We start from the raw sequence: 22,919 nt of genomic DNA, 5'->3' as shown, positions 1-22,919 counted from the left end.
AATACAATGGGTTCTTTAACAGTGGAGGGCTCTCCATTCATCGGCAAAAAGCCCGTAGTTCACCTTGTCGTAAGGCACCCCTTCACGAACGAGGCCGCCAGCGACGATGTTCTCGAACTTCATGCCCGCCTTCTGCATCACCCGTCCCGAAGCCGGATTCCCGGCCATGTGACAGGCGGTGATGTAAAGCAGTCCGCGCTCTTCGAAGGCGTGCCGGAGCACCCCTCGCAAGGCCTCGGTCATGTAGCCGCGGCGCCAATACGGCACTCCCAGCCAATAGCCGGCCTCAGCGCTGACGCGATCTTCGCGCGGCATCAACGAGATCACCCCGATCATCTGTCCGGGCTGCGACTTCAATTCGATCGCAAAGGTCGGCTCGATCTCCTGCTCGATCTCATCGAGCCAGCCGGTCGCATCGCTGAGGCGATACGGATGCGGCATGCGAGTGGTCTTCAGGGCAACCCGCGGGTCGCCGGCGTGGCGAATGATCGCTTCGATGTCTCCGCGGTGCGGAGCGCGGAGTCGCAAGCGTTCGGTTTCAAGGACGGGGCAAACGGTGGTAAGAGTAGTCTTCATAATTTGAAAAGGGGTTGGTGTGTTGGAGCACGCGGCTTCAGTTTCCGCGCAGTTCGAGCCAGGCAAACCGCGCCGCGAAGGCGAGGGCCAGGAAGGCGAGGATGAGGGTGGCGACGTCCATGGTGGTGTCAGGGGAAATGGGGTGAGGAAACGTCTCGTCCCCTCACCCCGGGGTTCAGTGATGGAGGAAGTGATCCCAGTCGGGGATGTTCCAGATGTTGCGGATCCGCAGCGTGACCGGCATGGCTCGCGGCGCGCGGGGCTGGGAGAGCAAGCGGAGGCCCGCTTCCGCGGGGGTCTTCGCTCCCTTCCGGCTATTGATCGCGCGGTCGGAGAGCACGCAGTTGCCCCATTCGTCACGCCCGCCCCGGGATCGCGGCAGGATGTGATCGATGTTCGCTTCCGCCGGGGTCAGCTTGCGACCGGTATACTGGCACCGCCCGCCGTCCCGCTCCCAGAGAGCCCGGAAGCCGAACTTCGGGCGGTGCAAAGGCACGCGATCGAAGCGGGTCAGCACGATGACCGTGGGAATCCGCACCGGGCCGCGAGGCGTGCCGATGACAGGCACGCCCTCATGCACCGGCAGCTCCCGCCAGTCCGCCCAGTCAAAGGGCTGCATCGAGTCACCCTCGATTTGCAGCGCCCGCGCGGTGCCGGAGGCCAGGTGGCCGAAGGCTTCGATGGGGGTGACGGCATCGATAGCAAGCCAGTGCCGGTTCAGCACGAGAACGGTCGTTCGTTGGAGATCGGGGAAGGTCATGGTCGCAGGAAAAGAATTGGTGCTGGCCGGTGACGCCCTCCATCGCTCCCGGACCGCAGTGGCGATCCTCGGAAAAAGACAACAATTCTCCAACGAACCGAGATATGCCTTTTCAACCAATCCCGAACTCGCGGGCATCAGGTTGAAAGTCGGCTTCCGGACCGGAAAGGTAGAGAACCGTCGCAAACGGACGGAGTGGTTCGCTCAGGCGAACCGGGCTAGTCGGGACAAGTGGTCGAGGTGATCAATTCGGGAAAGAGGTTGGGGTTGAAGTCGGGGACGAAATGTCGGGAAACAAAAAGCCCCGCTTCCAGTGGAAGCAGGGCGGCGGAAAATCCTAGGATTTAGGCGGCTTTTCAGGCCGTTAGCGACCTGATCCTGCTTCGGTTGGGTGCCGGATTATCGGCGAGGGTCATTCCTTGATACGACAGCGTTGCGAAACCTGTAATCGCGGAACCGATGACCCGGCACCAAAGGGAGGAGACCTCGGAAACGAGGACCTCGCGGTTTTGGCGTTTGGATCGGTGGAGACGCATCGGAGCGGAATGAAGCTGCGGCTAGATATGCATCCAGCCTCACCCGGTCAACGCCGAATTTCAGAAACGTTCATCTTTTCCCATCTGGCGGCGCGTCTATGACCCTCGCCGACTGGCGGCATCCAGCCGCATCGTGGAACTCCCGATTCCCGGCCTTCAATGTGAAACGGCCACCTCCACCCTTGCCTCATGAAACGACGTTCGAGTCCACAGGGATGCGGCTCATGCCGCCAGAGTGCGACAGTCGCAGACGCGCCGCTACATTCGAAGAATCATGTTCACAACCCATGCCCATCCAACCACGTCCGCAGCAAGGGCACGATGCTCTCGGCCGTCGTCGCACTCGCCCAGCGGATGCCATTCGCATGCGCCTTCGTCTTCAGCCCGCGACGCCATGCTTCCACCGTCGCCTTATGCTCCGCCCGCAGCGACTCGACACTGGTCTTCAGCCGCGAACCGGACTCAAGGTCGATGAATTCATAATCTCCCTTCTCCGGCAACTCGGCCTCGACCGGGTCTAACAGCTGCAACGCCATCACGTCATGACCGCGCGCTTTCAATCCGGCCAGATCGCCTAACAGCTCGTTCTCGCGATCAAAGAAATCCGACACCATCACCACGAATCCCGGCTGCTTGCAAAACATCGGGATCTCGTCGGAAACCTTCGTGAAATTCCCTTCTCCACCCGCCTTGGTCGACGCCAGGTTCGCACAAACGCCTGCAAAGTGCCGCTGGCCGCTGCCGCGCTCGACGACGCCTTCCAGTCCATTCCTCAGCAAGCCAAGCGCCGTGGAATCCCCCTGGCACTCAGCCAGCCAGGAAATCCCCGCAGCCACGCGGGCCGCGTAGTGATACTTCGTCCACGGGCCATGCGAAGTTCCCATCGAGCCGGTGGCATCGATCAGAAGATAAAGCGGACGCCGCGCCTCAAGCCGGCTTTCCTTCGTGTAGAGCTTCTTGTGCCGCGCAAAGAGTGCCCAATTCACCCGCCGCAAATCATCCCCGGCCAGGTAGCCGCGGTGACGATGAAACTCGGTCCCCGAACCACTGCGCATCGCACCATGACGGCCATGCCAGACGGACTCGGCCAACCCGCGGCCGACGAGTTCGAGATCATCCACCGCGAGGAATACCTCGGGATCCATGACGGACGTCGCAGTCATGAATCAGCTCAGTCGGGTTTCACCTTCTCCAGGAGACGGGCGACGACTTGGTCGGCATCGATCCGCTCGGCACGCGCACGGAAATTCAGCACCAGACGGTGGCGCAGGATCGACGGGGCAAGCGCACGGATATCGGCGAAGTCCACATGCACGCGGCCATGAAGCAGCGCACGAGCTTGCCCGGCGAGCACCAGCGATTGCGAGGCACGCGGACTCGCTCCGCACTCGATATATTCGGCGATGCCATCCGGCGACTGGCCGGTACGAGTCGACGTGACGAGCTTCACCGCATACCGCGCGACATCCTTGGCAACCGGCACGCTGCGCACCGCACGCTGGAAAGACAGGATTTCATCCGGACCAAGCACCGCCTTCACCTCGGAAAGCGCACCCGCCGGCCCCGTGGTGGCGATCGCGACCTCTTCGTCGATCGTCGGATAGCCCACCTTGATGCAGCACAGGAAGCGGTCGAGCTGGGCTTCCGGCAGCGGGTATGTCCCCTCCATCTCGATCGGGTTCTGCGTGGCCAGCACCAGGAACGGCGGCTTCAGCTTGTGGGTCTCGCGGCCGATGGTCACCTCGCCTTCCTGCATCGCCTGCAGCAGCGCGGCCTGCGTCTTCGGCGGCGTGCGGTTGATTTCGTCGGCGAGCAGCACGTTCGCGAAGATCGGCCCCTGCATCACCACGCGCTGGTAGCGACCGGTCGTCGGATCCTCTTCCAGGACCTCGCTGCCGGTGATGTCCGCCGGCATCAGGTCCGGCGTGAATTGCACGCGGTGGAAATCGAGATGAAGCGCGCGGGCCAGCGTGGCGCTCATCAGCGTCTTGCCGACTCCGGGCACGCCGAGCAGCAGCGCGTGACCGCCGCAGAGCAAGGTGAGGAAGAGCATCTCCGCCGTCTCCTCCTGGCCGATGATGCATTTCGAGACTTCGGCACGCAGCTTTTCGCGCGCGGCGGACAAGGCTTGGGCGGGGTTGGTCGACATGTCTTGGGTAAAAGGAAAGGAACGAAAGTAGAGGAAAACTTATTCAGTCAAAACCGGGAACCGGACCGTCGGTCCTCTCGCCGCCGATCCGCAGCCCGGTCTTCGACGCAGGTTCCGCGTCAATGATGGCGGGCCGGCTGGTACCACGACCATCGCCATTGCCATCCATCTGCGAATGCTCGCGAACCATGAAGCCTTCCTTCGCACACATCGCCTCGATCTGCGCGTGGCAGGCCTTGAAAAGTTCGGTCACCGTGACAAGTCCGTCGTGGTCGGTATCTGTCTCCTTGGATTCCAGTGCAGCCGTCAGCGCGATCGGAAAGTCGTTCTGATTCTCCGGATCGCCGGCGGAATTGGCCGTGATCACGATCCGGCCGGGAGCAGCCAGCGGTTTCAAATACTGCTCGCTCGCCGCCGTCGTGGCGAAAATGACCAGCGGCGTCTCCGGCACCGCACCCTCCAGTGCCTCGGCGATCTCACGCGCCGAAGCGTCCGGTCCTGGGATGTTGAAAAGCACGCCGCCCGGAATCGAATTCGCGTGTCCTTGGAAAATGATCCACACCGGCGACTTATCTTTTGTGGCGGCTGCAGCTTCCTTCAACTCCGCAAGCAACACCTCCTTGGTGCAGATGCCATTGTAGCCCGCGTCCTTCGGCCCGTAGAAAATTTTCAGGTCTTTCGAGGCGACGCCGTAAGTCGTGGTGAATATCTTTCGCAGGGAAGTCAGATTTTTCTGATAAAGTTCATGATGTTTCTCATCCCCGGGGTCGCCGCCGAAAATCCAGACCTTCGGTCCCGCAAACGCCGTGGAAGCCAGCAACGACAGGGAAATCAGCGACACACGCGCAAATCGGCGGCGTTTTGCATCACACATGAAGGCGGGGGTTCCCGGCATGGTCGCGGACGCTAACAAGACGCCTCGAAGACGCAACTCTTCCTTTGCTTATGCCAGACAAAGTTGGTAGCTGAATCGAACTTCAGATGCCCCTCCTCCATCCAGCCTTCCTTTTCGCCATGGCGGTCGCGGCTATTCCCGTGATCATCCACCTGAGCCAGCGTCGGAAGTTCAAGGAATTCGACGTCGGCACGCTGCGCTTCCTGCAGATCGCCGAGAAGAAACGGCACCGCCGGTTAAGGATCGAGGAACTGCTTCTTTTGATGCTGCGGATCGCCGCGGTGGCCCTGCTCGCACTCATGTTCGCGCGGCCCTTCCTCTCCGATCGCGAGAAGACCGAAGCCGCTCAGGAAAAGACCATCATCTTGCTCGATGGCTCCGGCAGCGTGACCGCTTCGATGGCCGAGGAGGCGACCAATGCTGCGAAGAAAGCGATGAGCAAACACGGCGCGGTGACCATGGCGCAGTTCACCGATGGCGTGCAGGTGCTTTCCTCGCTGGATGATTATCATCCGTTGGCGGGTGCATCCGGAGACTTCAACAAGGCACTCGGCTGGTCGCTGGATCACCTCCGCAGCGAAGGCGTCGAGAATGCCCGCGTGGTGATCATCGGACATTTCGCGTCGTCCGCCCTCCCCTCCGCGCCGCCGCGCGTCTGGCCGCCGCGCGTACAGGTGGAAGCCATCGCGATCCAGCCTCCCGACCTTCACAACGAAGCGGTCAAGGCCGTCGAACTCCTCACCCCTTTTGCCGCGGCGAACATGGAGATCGAGGCCCGCGTGACCTCATCTAACAAATCCCGCGAAGTCACGCTGTCCTCCGAAGGGATCAACTTGAAGCAAACCGTGCCGCCCGGCGTGGAGCGAGTGCTCTTCTCCTTCCGCCCGCCACGTGAGGAAGTGCGCGGCTTCATCTCGCTGGAAGGCAAGGACCAGTGGCCCGCCGATGACCGCCGGCCTTTCGCCATGCAGTGGGTCGAGCCGGAGCCGGTGCTGATCCTCGATGGCTTCCCCGGCAGCACGCCCTTTGAAGGCCAAGGTTATTTCCTCCAGAAAGCGCTCACTGCCTCCGGTGCGGCGCACGGTCTCTCTCCCTTCCGGCCCGAAGTGAAATACGGTATCGACGGCCGCGACGATGGCTCGACCCCTGCCGCCGCCACTACCGAGGAAGCACCACCCCAATCGATCGGCAGCGGCTTCAAGAGCCTCTTCGGCGGCAACAAGGGAAGCGGGACCGGAACCGGCGCGGGTGCGGGAAGTGGCGCCAGCGCTGCCGAAGACGTGCCGCTGAAGCCAGGCGCGGTCGATTTGACACCCTTCTCCGCCATCGCGATCTGCGGCCCCACCACGCCGATGCATGCAAACGAAGCCAAGGCCATCGCCTCCCACGTCGCGAAGGGAGCTGGGCTCTTCATCTGCATCGACGAGCGCTGGACCAAGGAAGCGACCGCCGCCTTGGCAAATGCGGGCCTCTTCCCCGCCTCCGTGGAACTCACCGGCGGCATGCAGCAGCGGCGCATCGCCACCTCGGACCGCAAGCACCCCGCCCTCGCCAGCTTCGATGGCAAGGACGGCGGCGATCTGCGCCAGCTCCTGTGGCGGGACGCCTTCACCATCCAGCCCGGCGAAGGATGGAAGATCCTGGCGACGCTCGATGGCGGCCACCCTCTGCTCCTGGAAAAGATTTCGAATGATCCGACTGCCGGCCGCGTCATGGTATTGGCCCACCCGCTGACCCGCGAGTGGGGTGACCTTCCCCGCGAACCGATGTTCGTGCCCCTCGCCAAGAGTCTTTTCAATGCACTGACTCGCTACGAAGCGCGCCAGCACAGCGCGAACGTCCACTACCCCGGTGCCCGGGAAACCCGTGAGATCGGCTACTACCAGACGGCCAATGGCACCGCCGAGGTCGTCGCTGCTGATCCCGCCGAAGCCAATGTCGCCGCCGTGGATACCGCCGCCTTCTGCAAGGCCTACGCCCTGCCCGATGCCAGCGCTCCTCCGCCAGCCCCCACCGTCGCCGCCAATCATCAGGGCGAAGAGCGCCCGAAGACCGGTGAATGGTGGCCATGGCTCGCGCTCGTTCTCCTTTCCCTGCTAACTCTCGAATGCGCGGTTGCCACCCGCAAATCCGCCCGCCTCGAAACCCCTGCCCCAGTGGACGCATGAATCCTCCGTCGCCCGTCCTTGCCCCTCTTGCCTCTTTGGCAGCAGCCCGCCGCCGCCATGCCCGCGGCATTGCCATCGCCGGAATCATCGCCGCCGTCGTGGCGGTAGCCGGCATCGTCGCCGCGCTCGATACCTGGATGGAGTGGAAGTCGCCCGTCCGCTCGGTCCTCGTCGCGGTGATTGCTACGGCATCCCTCGTACTTCTGGCGAAGCGCCTCCGCCTCGCGAAGCAGCACGACTCACTGGAAGCCGCCCGCGTGATCGAGGAAGCGCACCCCGAGATCGGCCAAAAACTCCGCACCGCACTGGAAGTCTCCGCCCGTCCCACCGCTGAAGATCCCATTGACGCCTTCTTCACCGACCGCCTGATGCGCGAGACTGGCAAGGATCTCACGCAGGCGCCGTGGTCGAAGCTCGTCCCTTCCAAGCAACTCTGGGGCCGCCGCGCCCTCGCTCTTGCCGCCTTCGCCGCGGTGGCCTTGGTCGCCCTGATGTGGGGCGACTATCGCCACGCACTGAAGCGCATCCTGCTACCGACCCGCGACCTGACCTACACGACCGTCGATTGGAAATCGCTGCCGAAGGGCTTCGATGAACGCCATCCGCCGCGCCTCGAATTCACCGTGAACGGCCGCACCGCCCAGCCGGAATTACTGATCCGCCAGAACGGCAAGGACTGGAAGCCGGTCGAACTCACCCGCCGCGAGGATGGCCGGACCTGGGACGTCGTCTTCACCGGCAAGACCACCGACATCGAGGTGAAGGTCGTGGCCGGTGACGCGAAGGTGGAGGAAAAGACCATCGCCTATCGCCCCATCCCGAAGCTGATCGAATCGAAGGCTGTTATCGCTTATCCTGAATACACCGGCTTGGAAGCCGAGACCGTCGCGGGGGGGGACGTGCGCACCGTGGAAGGCAGCACCGCGACCTGGGACTTCACCTTCAATGCCAAGGGCGACCGTGTCACCTGGAGCATCGGCGGCGAGCCCCCCGTCGAATTGACCGCCAAGGAAGGCCTGAACAAGAGCGTGACCTACTCGGTTTCCACCGAGGTGAAGGTTGGCAAGGTTCAGGGAGAGTTGGCCGTCTATCACGCCGATGGCGAGCGTCTCGATGCCTGGCGATTCGAGATCGAGGGCGTGGTCGACAAGCTGCCGGTCGTCGAAATCATCGAGCCTAAGAAGGACCTCGAACTCATCTCCACCGCCGAGATGCCGATCCGCATCCGTGCGAAGGACGACTTCGGCGTCGCCGAAATCGGACTCATTCTCGATGCCGCCGGTGAGCGCCGCTGGATCGTGGAGACCACCATCGACGCGAAGAACCAGAAGCAGGTCAGCGAGATCGCGCAGATGATGCTCGATCAGATCCCGCTCAAGATCACCGACAACGTCCGCATTCACGCCTACGCGCTCGACCACAAGCCACGCGGCGGCCCGCGTGCGGTGAGCCCGCTGCGCTCGGTGGACATTAAGCAATTCCAGATGCGCTGGTTTTTCGACCGCGGTGAGGGCGGCCCCGAAGAAGAGGAAGAAGGAGGCCCCGACAGCGAGGCGGTCAGCGACGCGCTCATGAAGCTGGACGAGATCATCGGCTCACAGCGCGGCATCGTCTCCGACATCTTCCAAACGAAGGAATCCTTCCGCTCCAACCTCACACCGGAAGCGCTGACAAAGACCGCCGACCAAGCGACCCGGGAGCAGGAACTCGCCAGCCAAACGCAACGCACCGCCATGGATTGGGAGCAAAGCGGACAACTGGAGGCTGACGACGTGGCTCTGCTTGGCACCGCCGGCATCCAGATGGCGGAAGCCGCGGGATTCCTTGAAATGCCCGAATTGGTGAAGGGCTTCGGTACCGCGGATCGCGCTCTTTCCACGCTGCTACAACTGCGCAAGGAACTGATGACCATCATCAGCAAGAAAAAGGGCAAGAAGCCCGGCAAACCCGAGCCGCCCCCGCCGCCATTGGCGGACCTTGCCAAGGAAGCCCGCCGCATCGCTGCCGAGGAAAAGGACGTCGCCAGCCAGATCCTGCCGGAAGCGGCGAAAGGCAATAACATCGAAGCCACCCGCCGGCAGCAGGAAGTCGCGCTCGCGGATACCGGCGAACTCTTTTCCAAGCTGGTCGATCACCCGGAACGCACCGATGGCGCGCTTCGCCTGATGGACTTGGCCGAGAAGTCAGTGGCCAAGGCTGACAAGACACTCCGCTCCGAAACGCCGGTCAATGCGTGGCCTGAACTCGATACAGCCGAATACAATCTCCTGAACTTCGCGATCTTCCTGGAGTCGATGGACTTGCAGAAGCTCTCCGACACCCTGCGCAAGCTGGCCGACAACGCGGAGAAGAACGCGAAGGAACAAGAAAAGGAGAAGGGAGATCAACCCGCACCCGAAGGTGAAAAGCCGGGCCAATCCCCCGCCGAATCTCAAGCCCAGGCTCAGGCAAAGGCCGAGGGCAAAGGCAAAGGTCAGGGGCAAGGAGAAGGTCAAGGCGAAGGCGAGGGAGAAGGCCAAGGCAAAGGTGAACCGAAAGACCAGGCCACAGCCGCCAACGACAAGAAAGGTGAAGGCAAGGGCCAGGAAGGCCAGAAGCCCGGCGACGCTTCTGCCAAGGAGCAGGGCGAAGCCGCCGCCAAAGCCGCTCAAGCCACTGACTTGACCAACAAGATCCTCGAGGAACTGGCCAAGAAAGCTGCAGACAATCCGGCTGCACAAGAAGATCCGGACGCAGAGGCCGCCAAGAGCCCCGCCGCAGTCGCGCTGGAAGCACTGAAGAAAGGCACCGACGTCGCCCAACTGGCGAAAGATCTCGAAGCACTCGCCAAGGCCCAGAAGGAAGGCCAGGGCAATGGCAACCAACCCGGCGAAGGCCAAGGCACTGCCGAGCAACAAGCCGAGCTTGCCGAACGCCTTGGCGCCATGGCCCGCGAATTCCGCGACGCCGCATCCAACCTCGATGCCAGCCTGCTCGCAGAACTCAACAAGGCCCGCGAACAAGCCGCCAAGCTCAAGGAAGACCTCGCCAAAGGCGAAGGCAAGAAACCCGGCGAGGGCAAGGGTGAAGGCGACAAGCCGGGCGAAGGGAAGGGCAAAGGCGAAGGCCAGAAGCCCGGTGAAGGCCAAGGTGCCGTCGCCGCCAAAGAAGGCGCCGGCAAGGGTCAGGGCGAAGGTGACAAGCCGGGTGAAGGAAAGGGCGAAGGAGACAAACCCGGCGAAGGCCAGGGCAAAGGCCAAGGCGATATGGCTTCCAAGGAAGGCCAAGGCCAGGGCGAGAAACCCGGCGAGGGCAAGGGCCAAGGTCAAGGCGACAAGCCCGGTGAAGGTCAGGGCCAAGGCGAGTTGGCGTCGAAGGACGGCAAGGGCCAAGGAGGCCCGGGTGACAAGCCCAGCGATCAAAAAGGCGGCAGTGGCGGCGACCAACCCGGCCTGGGTGGTGCGGCTCTCCACCGCTTCGCCGACACCCTCGAGCGCATTCCCGATCAAGGAGGCGTCGGTCGCATGGTCCTTCCGCTGCGCGCAGCACCCTTCGACCGCAGCACCATTCCTCTCGTCGATGCCGCCGACCAGCGGCTCAAGGAGTTGATCGATCAGATCCCGACCGATTCCGGCATCGCCTCCGCCCGCGGCAAGCTTCCCGAGGAAAGCCGCCGCGAAATCGAAGACTACTTCCGCGACCTCTCCGACGACTTCGGCGGCGAAGTGTGGGAAACGAAGCAATAGGGGATGGGACACTCCTGTCCCACCCTTTTCAACCCCATCGGCGACACGAATGTCGTCTCTCCTTTCCTACCCAAGACCGTGTTCCACCCGAAACCGCTTCTCCTGTTAGGCCTCGCGCTCACCGCCACGGCCGCCGACCCCCCACGCCTCCCCGCCGACCAGGCGGCCGGCCTTTGCCAGCTCGATGCCTCCCCTGCACCCGCCGTGGAAGCTCCCCGGCAGACCTCATTCGCGCCGCTGTTAGAAAAGGTCACCCCGTCGGTCGTCTCGATCTTCCCCGCGATGATCCTGACCGATCCCACCGAGGCCGGACCGCTTGAACGTTTCTTCGGCAAGGAAGGCGAAGCCGATAACGAATCCGAAGGCCCGCAGGAAAGGATCACCAGCATGGGCTCGGGCGTCATCGTTTCCAACGACGGCTGGATCGTGACGAACAGCCACGTGGTGCACCTCCAGAATGGCAAGATCGCCGATACCTTCTTTGTCGAACTATACGATCACCGTCGTTTCCATGCCACCATCGCCGGCGCGGATTCAGCGACGGACCTCGCACTGCTCAAGATCGACGCGAAAGACCTCTCGCCCCTCAAGTTCGCCGATAGCGAACAGGTGAAAGCCGGAGACCTCGTCTTCGCGGTCGGCAATCCTTTCCAAGTTGGCATCACCTGTACCATGGGCATGGTGTCCGCCACCCGCCGGTCAAATCTCGGCATCGGCGGATCGAGCGCCTTCGAGAGCTACATCCAGACGGACGCTGCCATCAACCCGGGCAACTCCGGCGGCGCGCTCGTCGATGCCACCGGCCGCCTGGTCGGCATCAATACCGCCATCTGGGGCGGTGTCGGCGGCAATGTCGGCATCGGCTTCGCCATCCCTTCCAATCTCGTCCGCCACATCGCCGCCAAGCTCGCCGAAGACGGCAAGGTGACGCGCGGCTTCTTCGGCATCAGCAGCAGCGGCGTCGATGACAAGAAGGCGGAAAAGGTGAAGCTGCCGAAGGTGGCCGGAGCCGCCATCGATGCGGTCATGGAGAACAGCCCCGCCGGCAAGGCAGGCCTCCAGGCTGGCGACATCGTCGTGAAAGCCGCCGGCAAGCCGGTGATCTCGCGCGGCGACCTGCGCTTCGAGCTTTCGCTGGTGAAGCCCGGTGACGCGATCGAACTCGTCTACTGGCGCGATGGCGCAGAGCACACCGCGTCTCTCATCTCCGCCACCGAGCCTTCCAAGGAAGCGAATCTCGACAATGCCCGCATTGACAAGCTGCAGGGCGTCACCTTCCAGGTGAAGGACGGCAAAATCCTCGTGGGCGAAGTGACCTCTCCGGAAGCAAAGAAAGCCGGGCTGGAAGCGGGCATGGTGATCATTGCCGTGAACGGCACCGAAATCACCGACCTCTCCTCGCTTGAGACCGCGCTGCGCAACGGCGTCAACAAAGTGCAAACCCGGCTCAACCGCGTCGAAAACACGCTCGCTCTCCGCGCCGAATGACTCTTCCGGATTTCGATCCAGTCTTCCCCATTCCGGTCATCGCGGCGCTCGCCGGAGCCGCAGCCGTCTTCACGCTGTATCGTGCCTTCGCGGGGCGGACCATGTCGCCGTCCTGGCTACAGGGGCCGGTGATACTGCTGCGGCTCGTCGTGATCGCACTGCTCGCTTTCATTCTTCTCAATCCGATCGAGCGCATCACCCTGCAGGCACCGGAGAGCAGCTCGTTGATCCTGTTAGACAAGTCCGCCAGCATGAAGCTGGCCACTGGCGACAAGACCACCCGCTGGAGCGATTCCAAGGCATGGGCGGTTGCATCGAAGCAAGCGATCGAAACATCCGGCCAACCGGTGCCGCCTCTCGCCGTCTTCAATGAAGAACTCGCCAACGTCACCGACCTCGACGCCGTGACTCCACAAGGCGACGAAACCCGGCTCTCCACCGCACTCGCCAGCTTGTTCGAGCGCGGCGATGAAGCCCCGCGCCAGATCCTCGTGGTGTCGGACGGCTGCACCCACGACCGCGGCGAGTTGCCGAAGGTGCTCGCCACTGCCCGCGATCTCGGCGCGAAGATTTCTACCAAGGTCGTCGGCACCGATACTCCTCCGCGCAATGCCTGGATGGCCGCAGTGCAAGCGCCGCGCAGCGTCCGACCGAAGACAAAGGTCGCCGTTCAAGTCGACCTCGCCTCTTCCGGCTTGCCTGCCGATGAGCCGCTGGCACTGGTGCTGCGCGAGGATGGACCGGGCGGCAAGGAAGTCGCCCGCACCGACTTCCGTCCACGCCCGGACGACAGCCCGACAGAAAAGGTGCTGACCTTTGAGATCGGTCTGCGCACCACGAAATACTCGCTGGAGTTGATACCCGCGATGAACGAGGTCGCCGCGGACGACAATCACTTCGGCTTCACGGTTGAGGTTTCGTCGGCCAAGCTGCGCGTATTATTTCTCGAGGGCACGCACGCCAAGCGCACCGTCGGCATGGACGGGCACTGGTGGAACGACATGGAGTTCATGACGCGGGCCTGGGACGCGACCGGCGAGATCGAATACGAGTGCCTGACACCGCTGAGCCAATACAACGACTCGCCCAACATCGTCGGCGTTACCTTTGACAACGGTGAGATGCGCCTGGATCCCTCGAAGTCCTTCCCCGTCACCCGCGAAGAACTCTACCGCTACGACGTGGTCCTGGTCAGCGACATCCCGGTGGGGAACTTCTCCACCGAGCAGATGCAGTGGGTGGTCGACTGGGTGATCGAGCGTGGCGGCGGCTTTTTCATGGGCGGGGGCAATACCAGCTTCGACACGGGAAACTACGACCAGACCCCGTGGGAGCGCATCACGCCGGTGGACATGGCGGCCTACGGTGCGGGACTGTTGCGAAAGACCTATCCCATCCGCATCCCTGATGCCGTGAAAGGCCACCCGCTGTGGAAGGTTTCAGAAGACCCCGCCGAGAACGAAAAGGCGCTCGCCATGATTCCGGTCTTCAACGGGATGAACCGCGTGAAGCGTGCCAAGCCAGGGGCGATCGTGCTCGCGGTGAGGGCGGATAAAGAGGGCGATGAACCGGTGATCGCGGCACAGTCGTATGGCCGGGGACGCTCCATCGCATGGCTCCCTGACCCGAATGGAGGTTGGGGTGAGGAGGTCATGAAATGGGGACCGCCCGGCGGTCCGGCGATTGGTCCGCAGCTCGAAATAGGACATGCCGACGGCTTCAGTTTCCAGAGAGGTCCAGTGGCCACCGGCCCCACGCCTCCGCACCCCTCACCTTACTACGCGCAATATTGGGTGAACCTCGTGAAATGGCTCGGCGAAAACAGCATCCGCTGGCATCGCGACCAGCTTGCGGGCCGCGCCAAGTCCGCCTCCGCCAAGGCCGGCGACCTGCTGCCGGTCGCCGCCGAAGTGCTGGCGGTGACGAAGCTCGATGACTTGCTCGCGCTCGATGTCGGCGCGCGGCTCGATATCCCCGGCACGCCGCGCGTGCGCTTGGAGTATGACCGCGATGCACGCGAGTTCGTGGGCAACGTGCCCGTGCCCGCCGGCGCGGAAGGCGAACAGGTCACCGTGTTCTTCGACGCCAGCGCGAATGGAGTCGCCTTCACCGATGCCGTGCCGGTTGGACTTCGCCGCTCGCACTTGGAATTCACCGAGACCAAGCCGGATGCCGATTTCATGAAGGAACTCGCCGAAGCCGGAGCAGGCCGTGTGCTCGATACGCCACAGGACGCCGCAACGTGGTTGGCCGAAGTCGCGGCCGAGCGCCAGAAACAGGCTGCCGTCGCTTGGAACAAGCCGCTATGGCCGAAGTGGCCGCTGCTAGGAGCGATCCTCGCCCTGCTCTGCCTCGAGTGGGCACTGCGCCGCCGCTCGATGATCCCCGTGGTCACGTCCTTCGCCTTCCTGCTCACGACGGGTCTTGTGCAAGATCACAAGCAGAAGGAAATCGCCACTCTCCGAGCCGAATGACTCTTCCGGATTTCGATCCTGCCTTCCCCATCCCGGTCATCGCAGTGCTCGCCGGCGCTGCGGCCGTGTTCACGATCTACCGTGCCGTCCGCGGGCGACCCATGACGCCTGCATGGCTGCAAGGACCCGCGGTGTTGCTGCGACTCGTCGTGATCGCCTTGCTCGCCTTCATTCTCCTGAATCCGATCGAGCGGATCACCCTGCAAGCACCGGAAAGCAGCTCGATGATTCTGTTAGACAAGTCGGCGAGCATGAAGCTGGCCACCGGCGACAAGACCACCCGCTGGAGCGATGCCAAGGCATGGACGGTTGCATCGAAGCAAGCCATCGAGACTACCGGCCAACCGGTGCCGCCTCTCGCCGTCTTCAATGAAGAACTCGCCAACGTCACCGACCTCGACGCCGTGACTCCACAAGGTGACGAAACCCGCCTTTCCTCCGCGCTCGCCAACCTGTTCGAGCGCGGCGACGAAGCCCCGCGTCAGATCCTCGTGGTGTCGGACGGCTGCACCCACGACCGCGGCGAATTGCCAAAGGCGCTGGCCGCTGCGCGCGACCTTGGAGCGAAGATTTCCACCAAGGTCATCGGCACCGACACGCCTCCGCGCAATGCCTGGATCGCCGCCGTGCAGGCACCCCGCAGCGTACGCCCGAAGGCAAAGGTCGCCGTACATGTCGATGTCGCCTCGACCGGCTTGCCTGCGGACGAACCCTTGGCACTGGTGCTGCGCGAGGATGGCCCGGACGGCAAGGAAGTCGCCCGCACCGACTTCCGCCCGCGCCCCGACGATGGCCCGTCAGAAAAGGTGCTGACCTTCGATATCGGCCTGCGCACCACCAAGTATTCTCTGGAGCTGGTGCCCGCGATGAGCGAGGTCGCCACGGACGACAATCACTTCGGCTTCACCGTCGAGGTCTCTTCTAACAAACTGCGCATCCTTTTCGTCGAAGGCACCCACGTGAAGCGCACAGTCGGCAAGGACGGCCACTGGTGGAATGACATGGAGCTGATGACCCGGGCATGGGACGAGACCGGCGAGATCGAATACGAATGCCTCACCCCGGTCAGCGAATACAACGACTCGCCGAACCTCGTCGGCGTGAGTTTCCAGAATGGCGAGATGCGGCAGGATCCCTCGAAGTCATTCCCCTCCACCCGCGAGGAACTCTATCGCTACGACGTGATGCTCATCAGCGACGTGCCGGTCGGAAACTTCTCCACCGAGCAAATGCAGTGGGTCGTCGATTGGGTAAATGAACGCGGCGGCGGCTTCCTGATGGGTGGTGGCTACACCACCTTCGATGTGGGCAACTACGACCAGACGCCGTGGGAAAAAATCACGCCGGTGGACATGCTCGCGTATGGCGCGGGCTTCATGGAAAAACCCTTCCCCATCCGCATCCCGGACGCGGTGAGAAGCCATCCCTTGTGGAAGGTTTCCGATGATCCCGTTGAAAACGAACAGGCACTCGCCGCGCATCCGATCTTTACCGGCATGAACCGCGTCAAGCGCGCCAAACCGGGAGCGATCGTCCTCGCTGTTAGAGCGGACACCGATGATAATGAGCCGGTCATCGCTGCGCAGTCGTATGGCCGCGGTCGCTCGATCGCATGGCTTCCTGACCCGAACGGCGGCTGGGCCAAGGAATACGTGCACTGGGGCCCACCCGGCAGCCCGCCGCTCGGCCCACAGACCGAACTCGGCCACGGCGGCAATTTCCGGTTCAAGGAAGCCGCCGCCAAAATCCCTCCCGGCCCAACTCCTCCTCACCCGTCACCATGGTACGGCAAGTATTGGGTGAACCTCGTGAAGTGGCTCGGCGAAAACAGCATCCGCTGGCACCGCGACAAGCTCGCGGGCCGCGCCAAGGCAGCTTCAGCCAAGCCGGGCGATTCGCTACCTGTGGCCGTCGAGGTGCTGGCCGTGACAAAGCTCGATGACCTCCTCGCGCTCGACGTCGGCGCACGGCTCGACATCCCCGGCACACCCCGAGTGCGCTTGGAGTATGATCGCGATGCACGCGAGTTCGTGGGCAACGTGCCGGTGCCCGCCGGAGCGGAAGGCGAACAGGTCACCGTCTTTTTCGATACCACCGTGAATGGTATCGCTTTCACCGATGCCGTGCCGATCGGCCTGCGCCGCTCGCACTTGGAATTTACCGAAACCAAACCGGATGCCGACTTTATGAAGGAACTCGCCGATGCCGGAGCAGGCCGTGTGCTCGATACCCCACAAGACGCCGCCACCTGGCTAGCCGAAGTCGCGGCCGAACGTCAGAAGCAGGCGGCCGTTGCTTGGAACAAGCCGCTGTGGCCGAAGTGGCCGCTCTTGGCTGCCATCCTCGGCTTGCTTTGCTTGGAGTGGGCCTTGCGCCGCCGCTCGATGATTCCCGTCGTTGCCACGCTGGCCTTCCTGTTCACGACCGGTCTTTCCCAAGGTCAGAACGAAAAGGAGATCGCCACATTGATCGAGCAGCTCGGCGCGCCAAAGGTCCGCCTGCGCGACGAGGCAGAGGAAAAGCTGAGGAGGATGCCCCAGGCTCAGGCCGCGTTGAAAGAAGCAGCAAAGTCAGCTGCCTCGCCGGAAGCACGGCTGCGTGCGGAGGGTCTGTTAGGTTCGATCGCCCAGGTGCGCTGGATTCTTGACGCAACCTTGAGCGGCCATGAGACGGCGGGCACCAATCGGAAGCTCGGCGCCATGGTCGTGGATGAAAAGGGCCAGAAGCTCTACACCCGCTCCCAGGACGGCGTCCGGCAATGGGATCTCACGACCTTGAAGCCCGGGCTCCTGATGGGCAATGAACTTTCCACCGGGACCTCCTGGGTCAACGTCGCGCCCATGATCTCGCTGATGCTTTCTCCCGATGGCGGCACGCTGATCTCGACCGACAACAGCGGCAACGTGGTGATCAACGACACTGCCACCGGTGAGCAGAAGAACATGGTGCCCACCGCGACGCCCCAGACCCGGACCATGCAGATGCCCGACGGGACGACACAAACAGCTCAAGTCTACCAGGCCGTCCCGGTGCCATGGGTCGGCATCACACCGGACAACAAGCTCCTCACCAGCAGCTTGGATTTCACGGTGAAGTTCTGGGATCCCTCCACTTACGAGCCATTGCCGGGCGAGTTCAAGCTGCCCCACATCGGCCACGCCTTCACCTTCACTCCGGACGGCAAATACATGATCATCTCGCTCGATAAGAGCGGCGAGCCGGACTTCATCTGGGTCCGCAGCCTCGAAACCGGGGCATACGTCTGCCAAATCGAAGTCGCCGATCGCCCGAACACGCTGCGGGTGAACAAGGACGGCAGCCAACTGCTGGCCTCCAATCGCAACGGCTTTGCGTACCTGTGGTCACTCAAGGATGGCGTGCTCTCCAACGAACGCGTGATCGCCCGCACGGCCAAGCCGTCCAACTGCGCGGTCTACTCTCCCGACGAAAAGTCCATCTTCGTCGCGAGCGATGACCCCGACTGCTGCGTGAGCGAATACGACGTCGAAACCGGCGAAGCGGTATGGGTTCACCCGCGTTCAGGCTTCGGTGTGCACACCATCGCCTTCCTGCCGGATGGCCGGCTCGCCGGCACCTGCACGGACATCAAGCTCCGGATTTGGTCGAAGGGCGCGGCCGAATAGTCGGCAGTTAGTCGCTGCCTCCCCTCTCCCACCACTCCTCGAGTTCTTCGATCCGCATTCCTTCCGCGCCGAAGGTAGTGGCCGTGAGCAGCACCATGCCGTCATTGCTCGCCACCCGGACGCGGTCTCCCTTCTCCGAGAAACGCGCGGCCAGCCGCTCGACCACGGCATCCGCCGTTTCGCGGGCCTTCGAGTAGATGATCAGGATGCCCTCGTCGTTCCCACCCTCGTAGCCGCGCTCCATCTGGCGGCCATCGAAAACCACCACCACCTTCCACTCACCCCGGTCCCCGATGTCTCGCAGGCGCTTAATCAACTCGATCCGCGCGAGGTGCCGCTTCGGACCGTGGTGGAGCTCCCGCAGATCCTCCATGCCGAAAATCGCGCTGTGCCCGTCGACGATGAGGAGTTGTTCCTGCTCCATGTCGCAAAAGAAAGAGGGCCGGAAGCGTATCGCAACCGGCCCTCGGAAAAATTTAGCGTCTGAGTGGCTTCACTCCTCGCTGCTCTCCGGAGCCTCGGCAGCCGGGGTCGAGGTCTCGTCTTCCACCTTCTTTGCGGCCTTCTTGGCCGGAGCCTTCTTGGCGGCGGCCTTCTTCGCAGCCGGGGCCTTCTTGGCGGCCTTCTTGTCCTCATCCGACTTCTTGGCGGTGGAGGTCTTCTTCACGATGCCGCCCGTCTTCGCCTGCTCCTTCTTGCGCTTGAGGTAGAGCTTGCGGCGGCGGCGTTTGACGATGGTCTTGGTTTGCTGGCCCATGGTGTTGGTGGCGAGGGGTTTAATCCGCGTAACGGACCGGTAGCAAGGGGAAATGCCCATCTTTTCAAACGCCGCCCGCCCCGCCCGGGTCAAACCGGACGCCTCCAGAACGGCTTTTTCAGGGCAAATCGCTGCGACCGGTAGATCCCCGCGTGGCCGCTGCACAGGAACGCCACCCCGCAGGAAAGGGCGATCGGCAGGGCATAGCCAGCCCCGAAAAGCTCGATTCCCATCAGGGTCGAAGCCACCGGGGTGTTGCTGGCCCCGGCAAAAATAGCCACCATTCCCAGCCCCGCAAAAAGCTCCGGCGGCGCTCCCAGCACGCCCGCCAGCGCATTCCCCAAGGCCGCCCCGATGAAAAACAGCGGGGTCACCTCCCCCCCCTTGAAGCCGGACGAAACCGTCACGACCGTGAACGCCAGCTTCCACGCCCACGCCCACGAATGGATCTCCGGCGACGCAAACAGCGACGTCAGCGTCACAGCATGCGGGTCCGGCGACCGAACGCCTAGGCCCAAATAATCCGCCCGGCCCACGATCAAAAACAGGACGATCACCGCCACGCCGCCCACCGCCGGACGCCAAACTGGATCCGGAACCCACCGCTTCAGCCCTGCCGACAGCCGGTGGCAGAGAGCCGCGAAAAGCCAACCCACCAAGCCAAAGGCCACCGCAGCCAGCAGGACCTTTCCCAGCATCCCGGCATTCCCGAGGCCGGCCAGCATCGACCCGGCCACGTCATCGATATGATAATGCGAATGCGCCGCGCCCCAGGCACGGCAGGTCCAGTCCCCCGCGTAGGACGCCAGCAGGCAAATCGGCAACGCCCACAGCTTCGGACGGCCGATCACCACCACCTCCACCGCAAACGCCGCCCCGGCGAGCGGAGTTCCGAAAACCGCGCCGAATCCCGCTGCCACGCCCGCCATTAGGAGCACCGGCAATTGATCCGCATCCACTTGAAAACGACGAGCCACCGCGCTGGCAATGCTTCCGCCCATCTGCACCGCCGTCCCTTCTCGCCCCGCCGAACCGCCGAAAAGGTGCGTCACCAGCGTCCCGAAGAGCACCAGCGGAGCCATCCGCCGCGGCACCCCGCCGCCCGGATCATGAATGCGATCTAGGATGAGATTGTTCCCCCCGTCCGAGCTCCCGCCGTGGCGATGGTAGAGCCACGCCACCGCCATCCCCGCCACCGGCAGGAACCACACCAACCACGGATGGTCGAAGCGAACCGTCGTAACCTCGTCCAAGCTCCATAGGAAAAAGGCACACGCACACCCCACGGCAGCCGACATCAGCACCACGAGTGCGATGAGCTTTGGCCGAAGGTGCATGAGTCCCGCCATCGATGGATTCGCGGACATATGCCCGCGAGCGAGGCAAGCGAGACACCGCCCGTTCCGTCAAGCAGCCCGTGGAAGATTACCCGCGAATGACAAACCGGCCATCTTCCATTAGAGACGGCCATTCCCTTCCCTCCATGATCGAAGATTTCTCAAATCTCCTCCCCTTCGCCGATCTGATTGCGCTTCGCCCCTCCAGCTATGCCTTCCGGATTGCCATCGCCGTCTCGGCGTTCTTCGCATCGCTGAATATCGAAAGCACCATCAAGCGCGCCATCTGCTTCGTGGTGGTCTTGCTCACTGGAGCTGGCCTGTTGCTCACCGGAATCACCCACGGCACGGTTGTCGATATCCTGCTAGGCCTCGCCGGCCTCGGAGCTGCCGGCTACTCGTGGTGGTTCACCCGGCATTGAGTGCCAACGCTTAATCCACCGACCTAGCGTCATCAAAATGAAAGAATACTCAACCGTCCTCGCCATCGTCGACTTCGAGGCCACTTGCTGCGACCAGCAGACCTTTCCTCGCGAGGAAATGGAGATCATCGAAATCGGCAGCGTCGCCGTGAATGCCATCACCGGCGACCTCATCTCCGAGTTCAGCACCTTCATCCGTCCGGTCCGGAATCCAGCGCTCACGGGCTTCTGCAAATCCCTCACCACCATCACTCAGGATGAGGTCGATGCAGCACCCGCCTTCCCGGAGGCCTTGGCCGCATTCGCAGCATGGCTCGCCCGGTTTGAGCGCCCCGTATTCTGCTCATGGGGCGACTACGACCGGAAGCAACTGGAGAAGGACTGCCAGTTTCACGGCCAGCCCTTTCCCTTCACCAACGGCCACCGGAACCTGAAGGCGGAGTTCTCCAGCGCCATTGCTTCACCAAAGCGATTTGGCTTGGGACAAGCCCTCCACCGCCTCGGCCTGACCTTCACCGGCACGCCTCACCGGGGAATCGACGACGCGAAAAACATCGCACGCGTTTACAAGGAAATTCTCGTCCATGCGGAACGCAAAAACGCGTAGTGCTTCTCTTCATGAAATGGGTTGCCAGCACCCGCTGGCGGCATAGAATCACCCCCGACTGCTGTGTTCGCCACAAAAGGTAGCATGCCCGGACCGATGTATTAAAACGGGGAGATCAAACCGAATCCGGAATACGGGTTATGCCTTCTCAGGACAACCTACCAGGATCGGAACTCCCACTTGTTGAGCAACTGGAACGTGGCTCTCAGCTCCTAGGACGGCACAGCGGTTTCCCCTTTCTTTCTGGTGTCGCGATTCGCGACGCTCAGGCCGTGATCGACTCGAAGACGCCGCCGCCTAACAAGCGGCCGCCGTCGTAGAAGGCGCAGATCTGCCCGGGAGCGATCGCTCGCTGCGGCGTTTGAAACCGGAGCAACAGCTTGCCGTCGTCGCCCGGCCGGATTTCCGCCCGCTCCGCCTTTGCCCGATAGCGCGGCTGGGCCTCCAACCACTGCGGCCCATCCAAGGAGCTGCCGATGGTAGACACACTGCCAACGACACACTCCCTCGCATAGAGCCCGGGCGTCTCACCGAGATCCCAGCCGACGACCAAGCGGTTCCGCTCCAAATCCTTGCCCACCACCACATACGCCATGCCCTCGCGCGGCGAAGCCACACCGTGGCCCTTGCGTTGACCCAGCGTGTAGAGGTGCAGCCCGCGATGCTCACCCATCACCTTGCCCGTCGTATCGACGATCTCCCCCGGCTTGTCCGGAATGTAGTGGCTGATGAAATCGCTCATCTTGATCTCGCCGATGAAGCAGATCCCCTGGCTGTCCTTCTTCTCCGCCGTCGGCAGGCCGAAGCGTCGTGCCACCTCGCGCACCGCCGGCTTCAACAGTTCGCCTGCGGGAAACATCGCATGGCTCGCCTGCTTCGTCGTCATCAGCGAGAGGAAATAGCTCTGGTCCTTGTTCGGATCCGCGCCACGTAAAATGGCCGGGCTGCCATCGGAAAGCGTCCGCTTCCGTGCGTAGTGACCAGTCGCCACGTTCTCAAAACCCTGCTCCAGCGCATAGTCGAGGAAGACCCCGAACTTCATCTCGCGATTGCACCACACATCCGGGTTCGGCGTGATCCCGCTGCGATAGCCCTCCACCAGATAGTCGACGATCCGCTCCTTGTATTGGTCGATCAAATCGATCACCCGGAACTCGATGCCGAGCGTGCGTGCCACCGCGAGTGCGTCCTCCAAATCACTCTCCCACGGGCAATCGCCGGGAATACCCTCGGCGTTCACCCAGTTCTTCATGAAGGCCCCGGAAACCTCGTGGCCCTGCTCGATCAAAAGCGCGGCCGCGGCGGAGCTATCCACTCCGCCGGAAAGTCCCACCAGCACCTTCGCCATGCGCGGAGTGGTAAGCACGCACCGCAGCCTGCC

General features: G+C 63.0%; 16 protein-coding genes. 7 read left to right on the top strand and 9 right to left on the bottom strand.

All coding sequences use genetic code 11. The features are described 5' to 3' along the window. Positions 1 to 15: 15 nt before the first annotated feature. The 5 genes from WKV53_RS16580 to WKV53_RS16560 all read right to left on the bottom strand — a co-directional run bounded on the left by WKV53_RS16580 (position 16) and on the right by WKV53_RS16560 (position 4,916). On the bottom strand, positions 16 to 576 hold the full coding sequence (locus tag WKV53_RS16580; RefSeq protein ID WP_341405892.1) for a GNAT family N-acetyltransferase: 561 nt from the start codon (positions 574 to 576) through the stop codon (positions 16 to 18). 175 nt (positions 577 to 751) lie between these two features. Further along, complete coding sequence (locus tag WKV53_RS16575; protein WP_341405891.1) at positions 752 to 1,336, bottom strand: HNH endonuclease; 585 nt, start codon at positions 1,334 to 1,336, stop codon at positions 752 to 754. An 814-nt stretch (positions 1,337 to 2,150) separates the two neighbouring features. Then, a complete protein-coding gene (locus WKV53_RS16570; RefSeq protein WP_341405890.1) occupies positions 2,151 to 3,035 on the bottom strand; it encodes a DUF58 domain-containing protein in 885 nt (294 codons plus the stop codon). A gap of 8 nt (positions 3,036 to 3,043) precedes the next feature. After that, on the bottom strand, positions 3,044 to 4,021 hold the full coding sequence (locus WKV53_RS16565) for an AAA family ATPase (RefSeq protein WP_341405889.1): 978 nt from the start codon (positions 4,019 to 4,021) through the stop codon (positions 3,044 to 3,046). Between the two features lie 43 nt (positions 4,022 to 4,064). Continuing rightward, entirely contained in the window at positions 4,065 to 4,916 is an 852-nt protein-coding gene (locus tag WKV53_RS16560) for a hypothetical protein (RefSeq protein ID WP_341405888.1), read from the bottom strand. Between the two features lie 86 nt (positions 4,917 to 5,002). Between WKV53_RS16560 and WKV53_RS16555 the strand changes: the two genes are divergently transcribed. Genes WKV53_RS16555 through WKV53_RS16535 form a run of 5 tightly spaced genes read left to right on the top strand, consistent with a single transcriptional unit; the run spans position 5,003 to position 18,415 of the window. Continuing rightward, a complete protein-coding gene (locus WKV53_RS16555) occupies positions 5,003 to 7,084 on the top strand; it encodes a vWA domain-containing protein (RefSeq protein WP_341405887.1) in 2,082 nt (693 codons plus the stop codon). Then, positions 7,081 to 10,809, top strand: a complete 3,729-nt coding sequence (locus tag WKV53_RS16550; protein WP_341405886.1) for a hypothetical protein — start codon at positions 7,081 to 7,083, stop codon at positions 10,807 to 10,809. Before WKV53_RS16555 ends, WKV53_RS16550 begins: the two co-directional genes overlap by 4 nt. A gap of 3 nt (positions 10,810 to 10,812) precedes the next feature. Beyond that, positions 10,813 to 12,297, top strand: coding sequence for a trypsin-like peptidase domain-containing protein (locus WKV53_RS16545; protein ID WP_341405885.1), 1,485 nt, complete (start codon positions 10,813 to 10,815; stop codon positions 12,295 to 12,297). After that, positions 12,294 to 14,771 (top strand): glutamine amidotransferase, encoded by a 2,478-nt coding sequence (locus tag WKV53_RS16540; protein WP_341405884.1) that lies wholly within the window; start codon positions 12,294 to 12,296, stop codon positions 14,769 to 14,771. Before WKV53_RS16545 ends, WKV53_RS16540 begins: the two co-directional genes overlap by 4 nt. Then, complete coding sequence (locus WKV53_RS16535; protein ID WP_341405883.1) at positions 14,768 to 18,415, top strand: glutamine amidotransferase; 3,648 nt, start codon at positions 14,768 to 14,770, stop codon at positions 18,413 to 18,415. The genes WKV53_RS16540 and WKV53_RS16535 overlap by 4 nt, the downstream gene beginning before the upstream one ends. A 7-nt stretch (positions 18,416 to 18,422) precedes the next feature. On the opposite strand, the gene WKV53_RS16530 is transcribed toward WKV53_RS16535, so the two are convergent. The 3 genes from WKV53_RS16530 to WKV53_RS16520 all read right to left on the bottom strand — a co-directional run bounded on the left by WKV53_RS16530 (position 18,423) and on the right by WKV53_RS16520 (position 20,509). Beyond that, complete coding sequence (locus WKV53_RS16530; protein ID WP_341405882.1) at positions 18,423 to 18,839, bottom strand: NYN domain-containing protein; 417 nt, start codon at positions 18,837 to 18,839, stop codon at positions 18,423 to 18,425. Between the two features lie 69 nt (positions 18,840 to 18,908). Beyond that, positions 18,909 to 19,172 (bottom strand): hypothetical protein, encoded by a 264-nt coding sequence (locus WKV53_RS16525; RefSeq protein ID WP_341405881.1) that lies wholly within the window; start codon positions 19,170 to 19,172, stop codon positions 18,909 to 18,911. An 89-nt stretch (positions 19,173 to 19,261) separates the two neighbouring features. Beyond that, on the bottom strand, positions 19,262 to 20,509 hold the full coding sequence (locus tag WKV53_RS16520) for a voltage-gated chloride channel family protein (protein WP_341405880.1): 1,248 nt from the start codon (positions 20,507 to 20,509) through the stop codon (positions 19,262 to 19,264). 146 nt (positions 20,510 to 20,655) lie between these two features. Between WKV53_RS16520 and WKV53_RS16515 the strand changes: the two genes are divergently transcribed. Both WKV53_RS16515 and WKV53_RS16510 read left to right on the top strand, forming a co-directional pair. After that, on the top strand, positions 20,656 to 20,931 hold the full coding sequence (locus WKV53_RS16515; protein ID WP_341405879.1) for a hypothetical protein: 276 nt from the start codon (positions 20,656 to 20,658) through the stop codon (positions 20,929 to 20,931). Between the two features lie 37 nt (positions 20,932 to 20,968). Further along, positions 20,969 to 21,538: a 3'-5' exonuclease gene (locus WKV53_RS16510; protein WP_341405878.1), complete on the top strand. Its 570-nt coding sequence runs from the start codon at positions 20,969 to 20,971 to the stop codon at positions 21,536 to 21,538. Between the two features lie 265 nt (positions 21,539 to 21,803). On the opposite strand, the gene mnmA is transcribed toward WKV53_RS16510, so the two are convergent. Next, positions 21,804 to 22,904: a tRNA 2-thiouridine(34) synthase MnmA gene (gene mnmA, locus WKV53_RS16505; protein ID WP_341405877.1), complete on the bottom strand. Its 1,101-nt coding sequence runs from the start codon at positions 22,902 to 22,904 to the stop codon at positions 21,804 to 21,806. Between the last annotated feature and the right edge of the window lie 15 nt (positions 22,905 to 22,919).

This window comes from Luteolibacter sp. Y139 (genome assembly GCF_038066715.1).
Lineage (GTDB): Bacteria > Verrucomicrobiota > Verrucomicrobiia > Verrucomicrobiales > Akkermansiaceae > Haloferula > Haloferula soli.
The sequence above is the reverse complement of the archived record's forward strand: the minus strand, read 5'-3'. Positions and strand labels throughout refer to the sequence as shown.

Bases quoted from the DNA above. Each gene is read 5' to 3' on its own strand.
- WKV53_RS16545 (WP_341405885.1), top strand. From the start codon at position 10,813: ATGGGACACTCCTGTCCCACCCTTTTCAACCCCATCGGCGACACGAAT.
- WKV53_RS16540 (WP_341405884.1), top strand. From the start codon at position 12,294: ATGACTCTTCCGGATTTCGATCCAGTCTTCCCCATTCCGGTCATCGCG.
- WKV53_RS16580 (WP_341405892.1), bottom strand. From the start codon at position 576: ATGAAGACTACTCTTACCACCGTTTGCCCCGTCCTTGAAACCGAACGC.
- WKV53_RS16525 (WP_341405881.1), bottom strand. From the start codon at position 19,172: ATGGGCCAGCAAACCAAGACCATCGTCAAACGCCGCCGCCGCAAGCTC.
- WKV53_RS16565 (WP_341405889.1), bottom strand. From the start codon at position 4,021: ATGTCGACCAACCCCGCCCAAGCCTTGTCCGCCGCGCGCGAAAAGCTG.
- WKV53_RS16555 (WP_341405887.1), top strand. From the start codon at position 5,003: ATGCCCCTCCTCCATCCAGCCTTCCTTTTCGCCATGGCGGTCGCGGCT.
- WKV53_RS16560 (WP_341405888.1), bottom strand. From the start codon at position 4,916: ATGCCGGGAACCCCCGCCTTCATGTGTGATGCAAAACGCCGCCGATTT.
- WKV53_RS16510 (WP_341405878.1), top strand. From the start codon at position 20,969: ATGAAAGAATACTCAACCGTCCTCGCCATCGTCGACTTCGAGGCCACT.
- WKV53_RS16530 (WP_341405882.1), bottom strand. From the start codon at position 18,839: ATGGAGCAGGAACAACTCCTCATCGTCGACGGGCACAGCGCGATTTTC.
- WKV53_RS16550 (WP_341405886.1), top strand. From the start codon at position 7,081: ATGAATCCTCCGTCGCCCGTCCTTGCCCCTCTTGCCTCTTTGGCAGCA.
- WKV53_RS16535 (WP_341405883.1), top strand. From the start codon at position 14,768: ATGACTCTTCCGGATTTCGATCCTGCCTTCCCCATCCCGGTCATCGCA.
- WKV53_RS16570 (WP_341405890.1), bottom strand. From the start codon at position 3,035: ATGACTGCGACGTCCGTCATGGATCCCGAGGTATTCCTCGCGGTGGAT.
- WKV53_RS16575 (WP_341405891.1), bottom strand. From the start codon at position 1,336: ATGACCTTCCCCGATCTCCAACGAACGACCGTTCTCGTGCTGAACCGG.
- WKV53_RS16520 (WP_341405880.1), bottom strand. From the start codon at position 20,509: ATGCACCTTCGGCCAAAGCTCATCGCACTCGTGGTGCTGATGTCGGCT.
- WKV53_RS16515 (WP_341405879.1), top strand. From the start codon at position 20,656: ATGATCGAAGATTTCTCAAATCTCCTCCCCTTCGCCGATCTGATTGCG.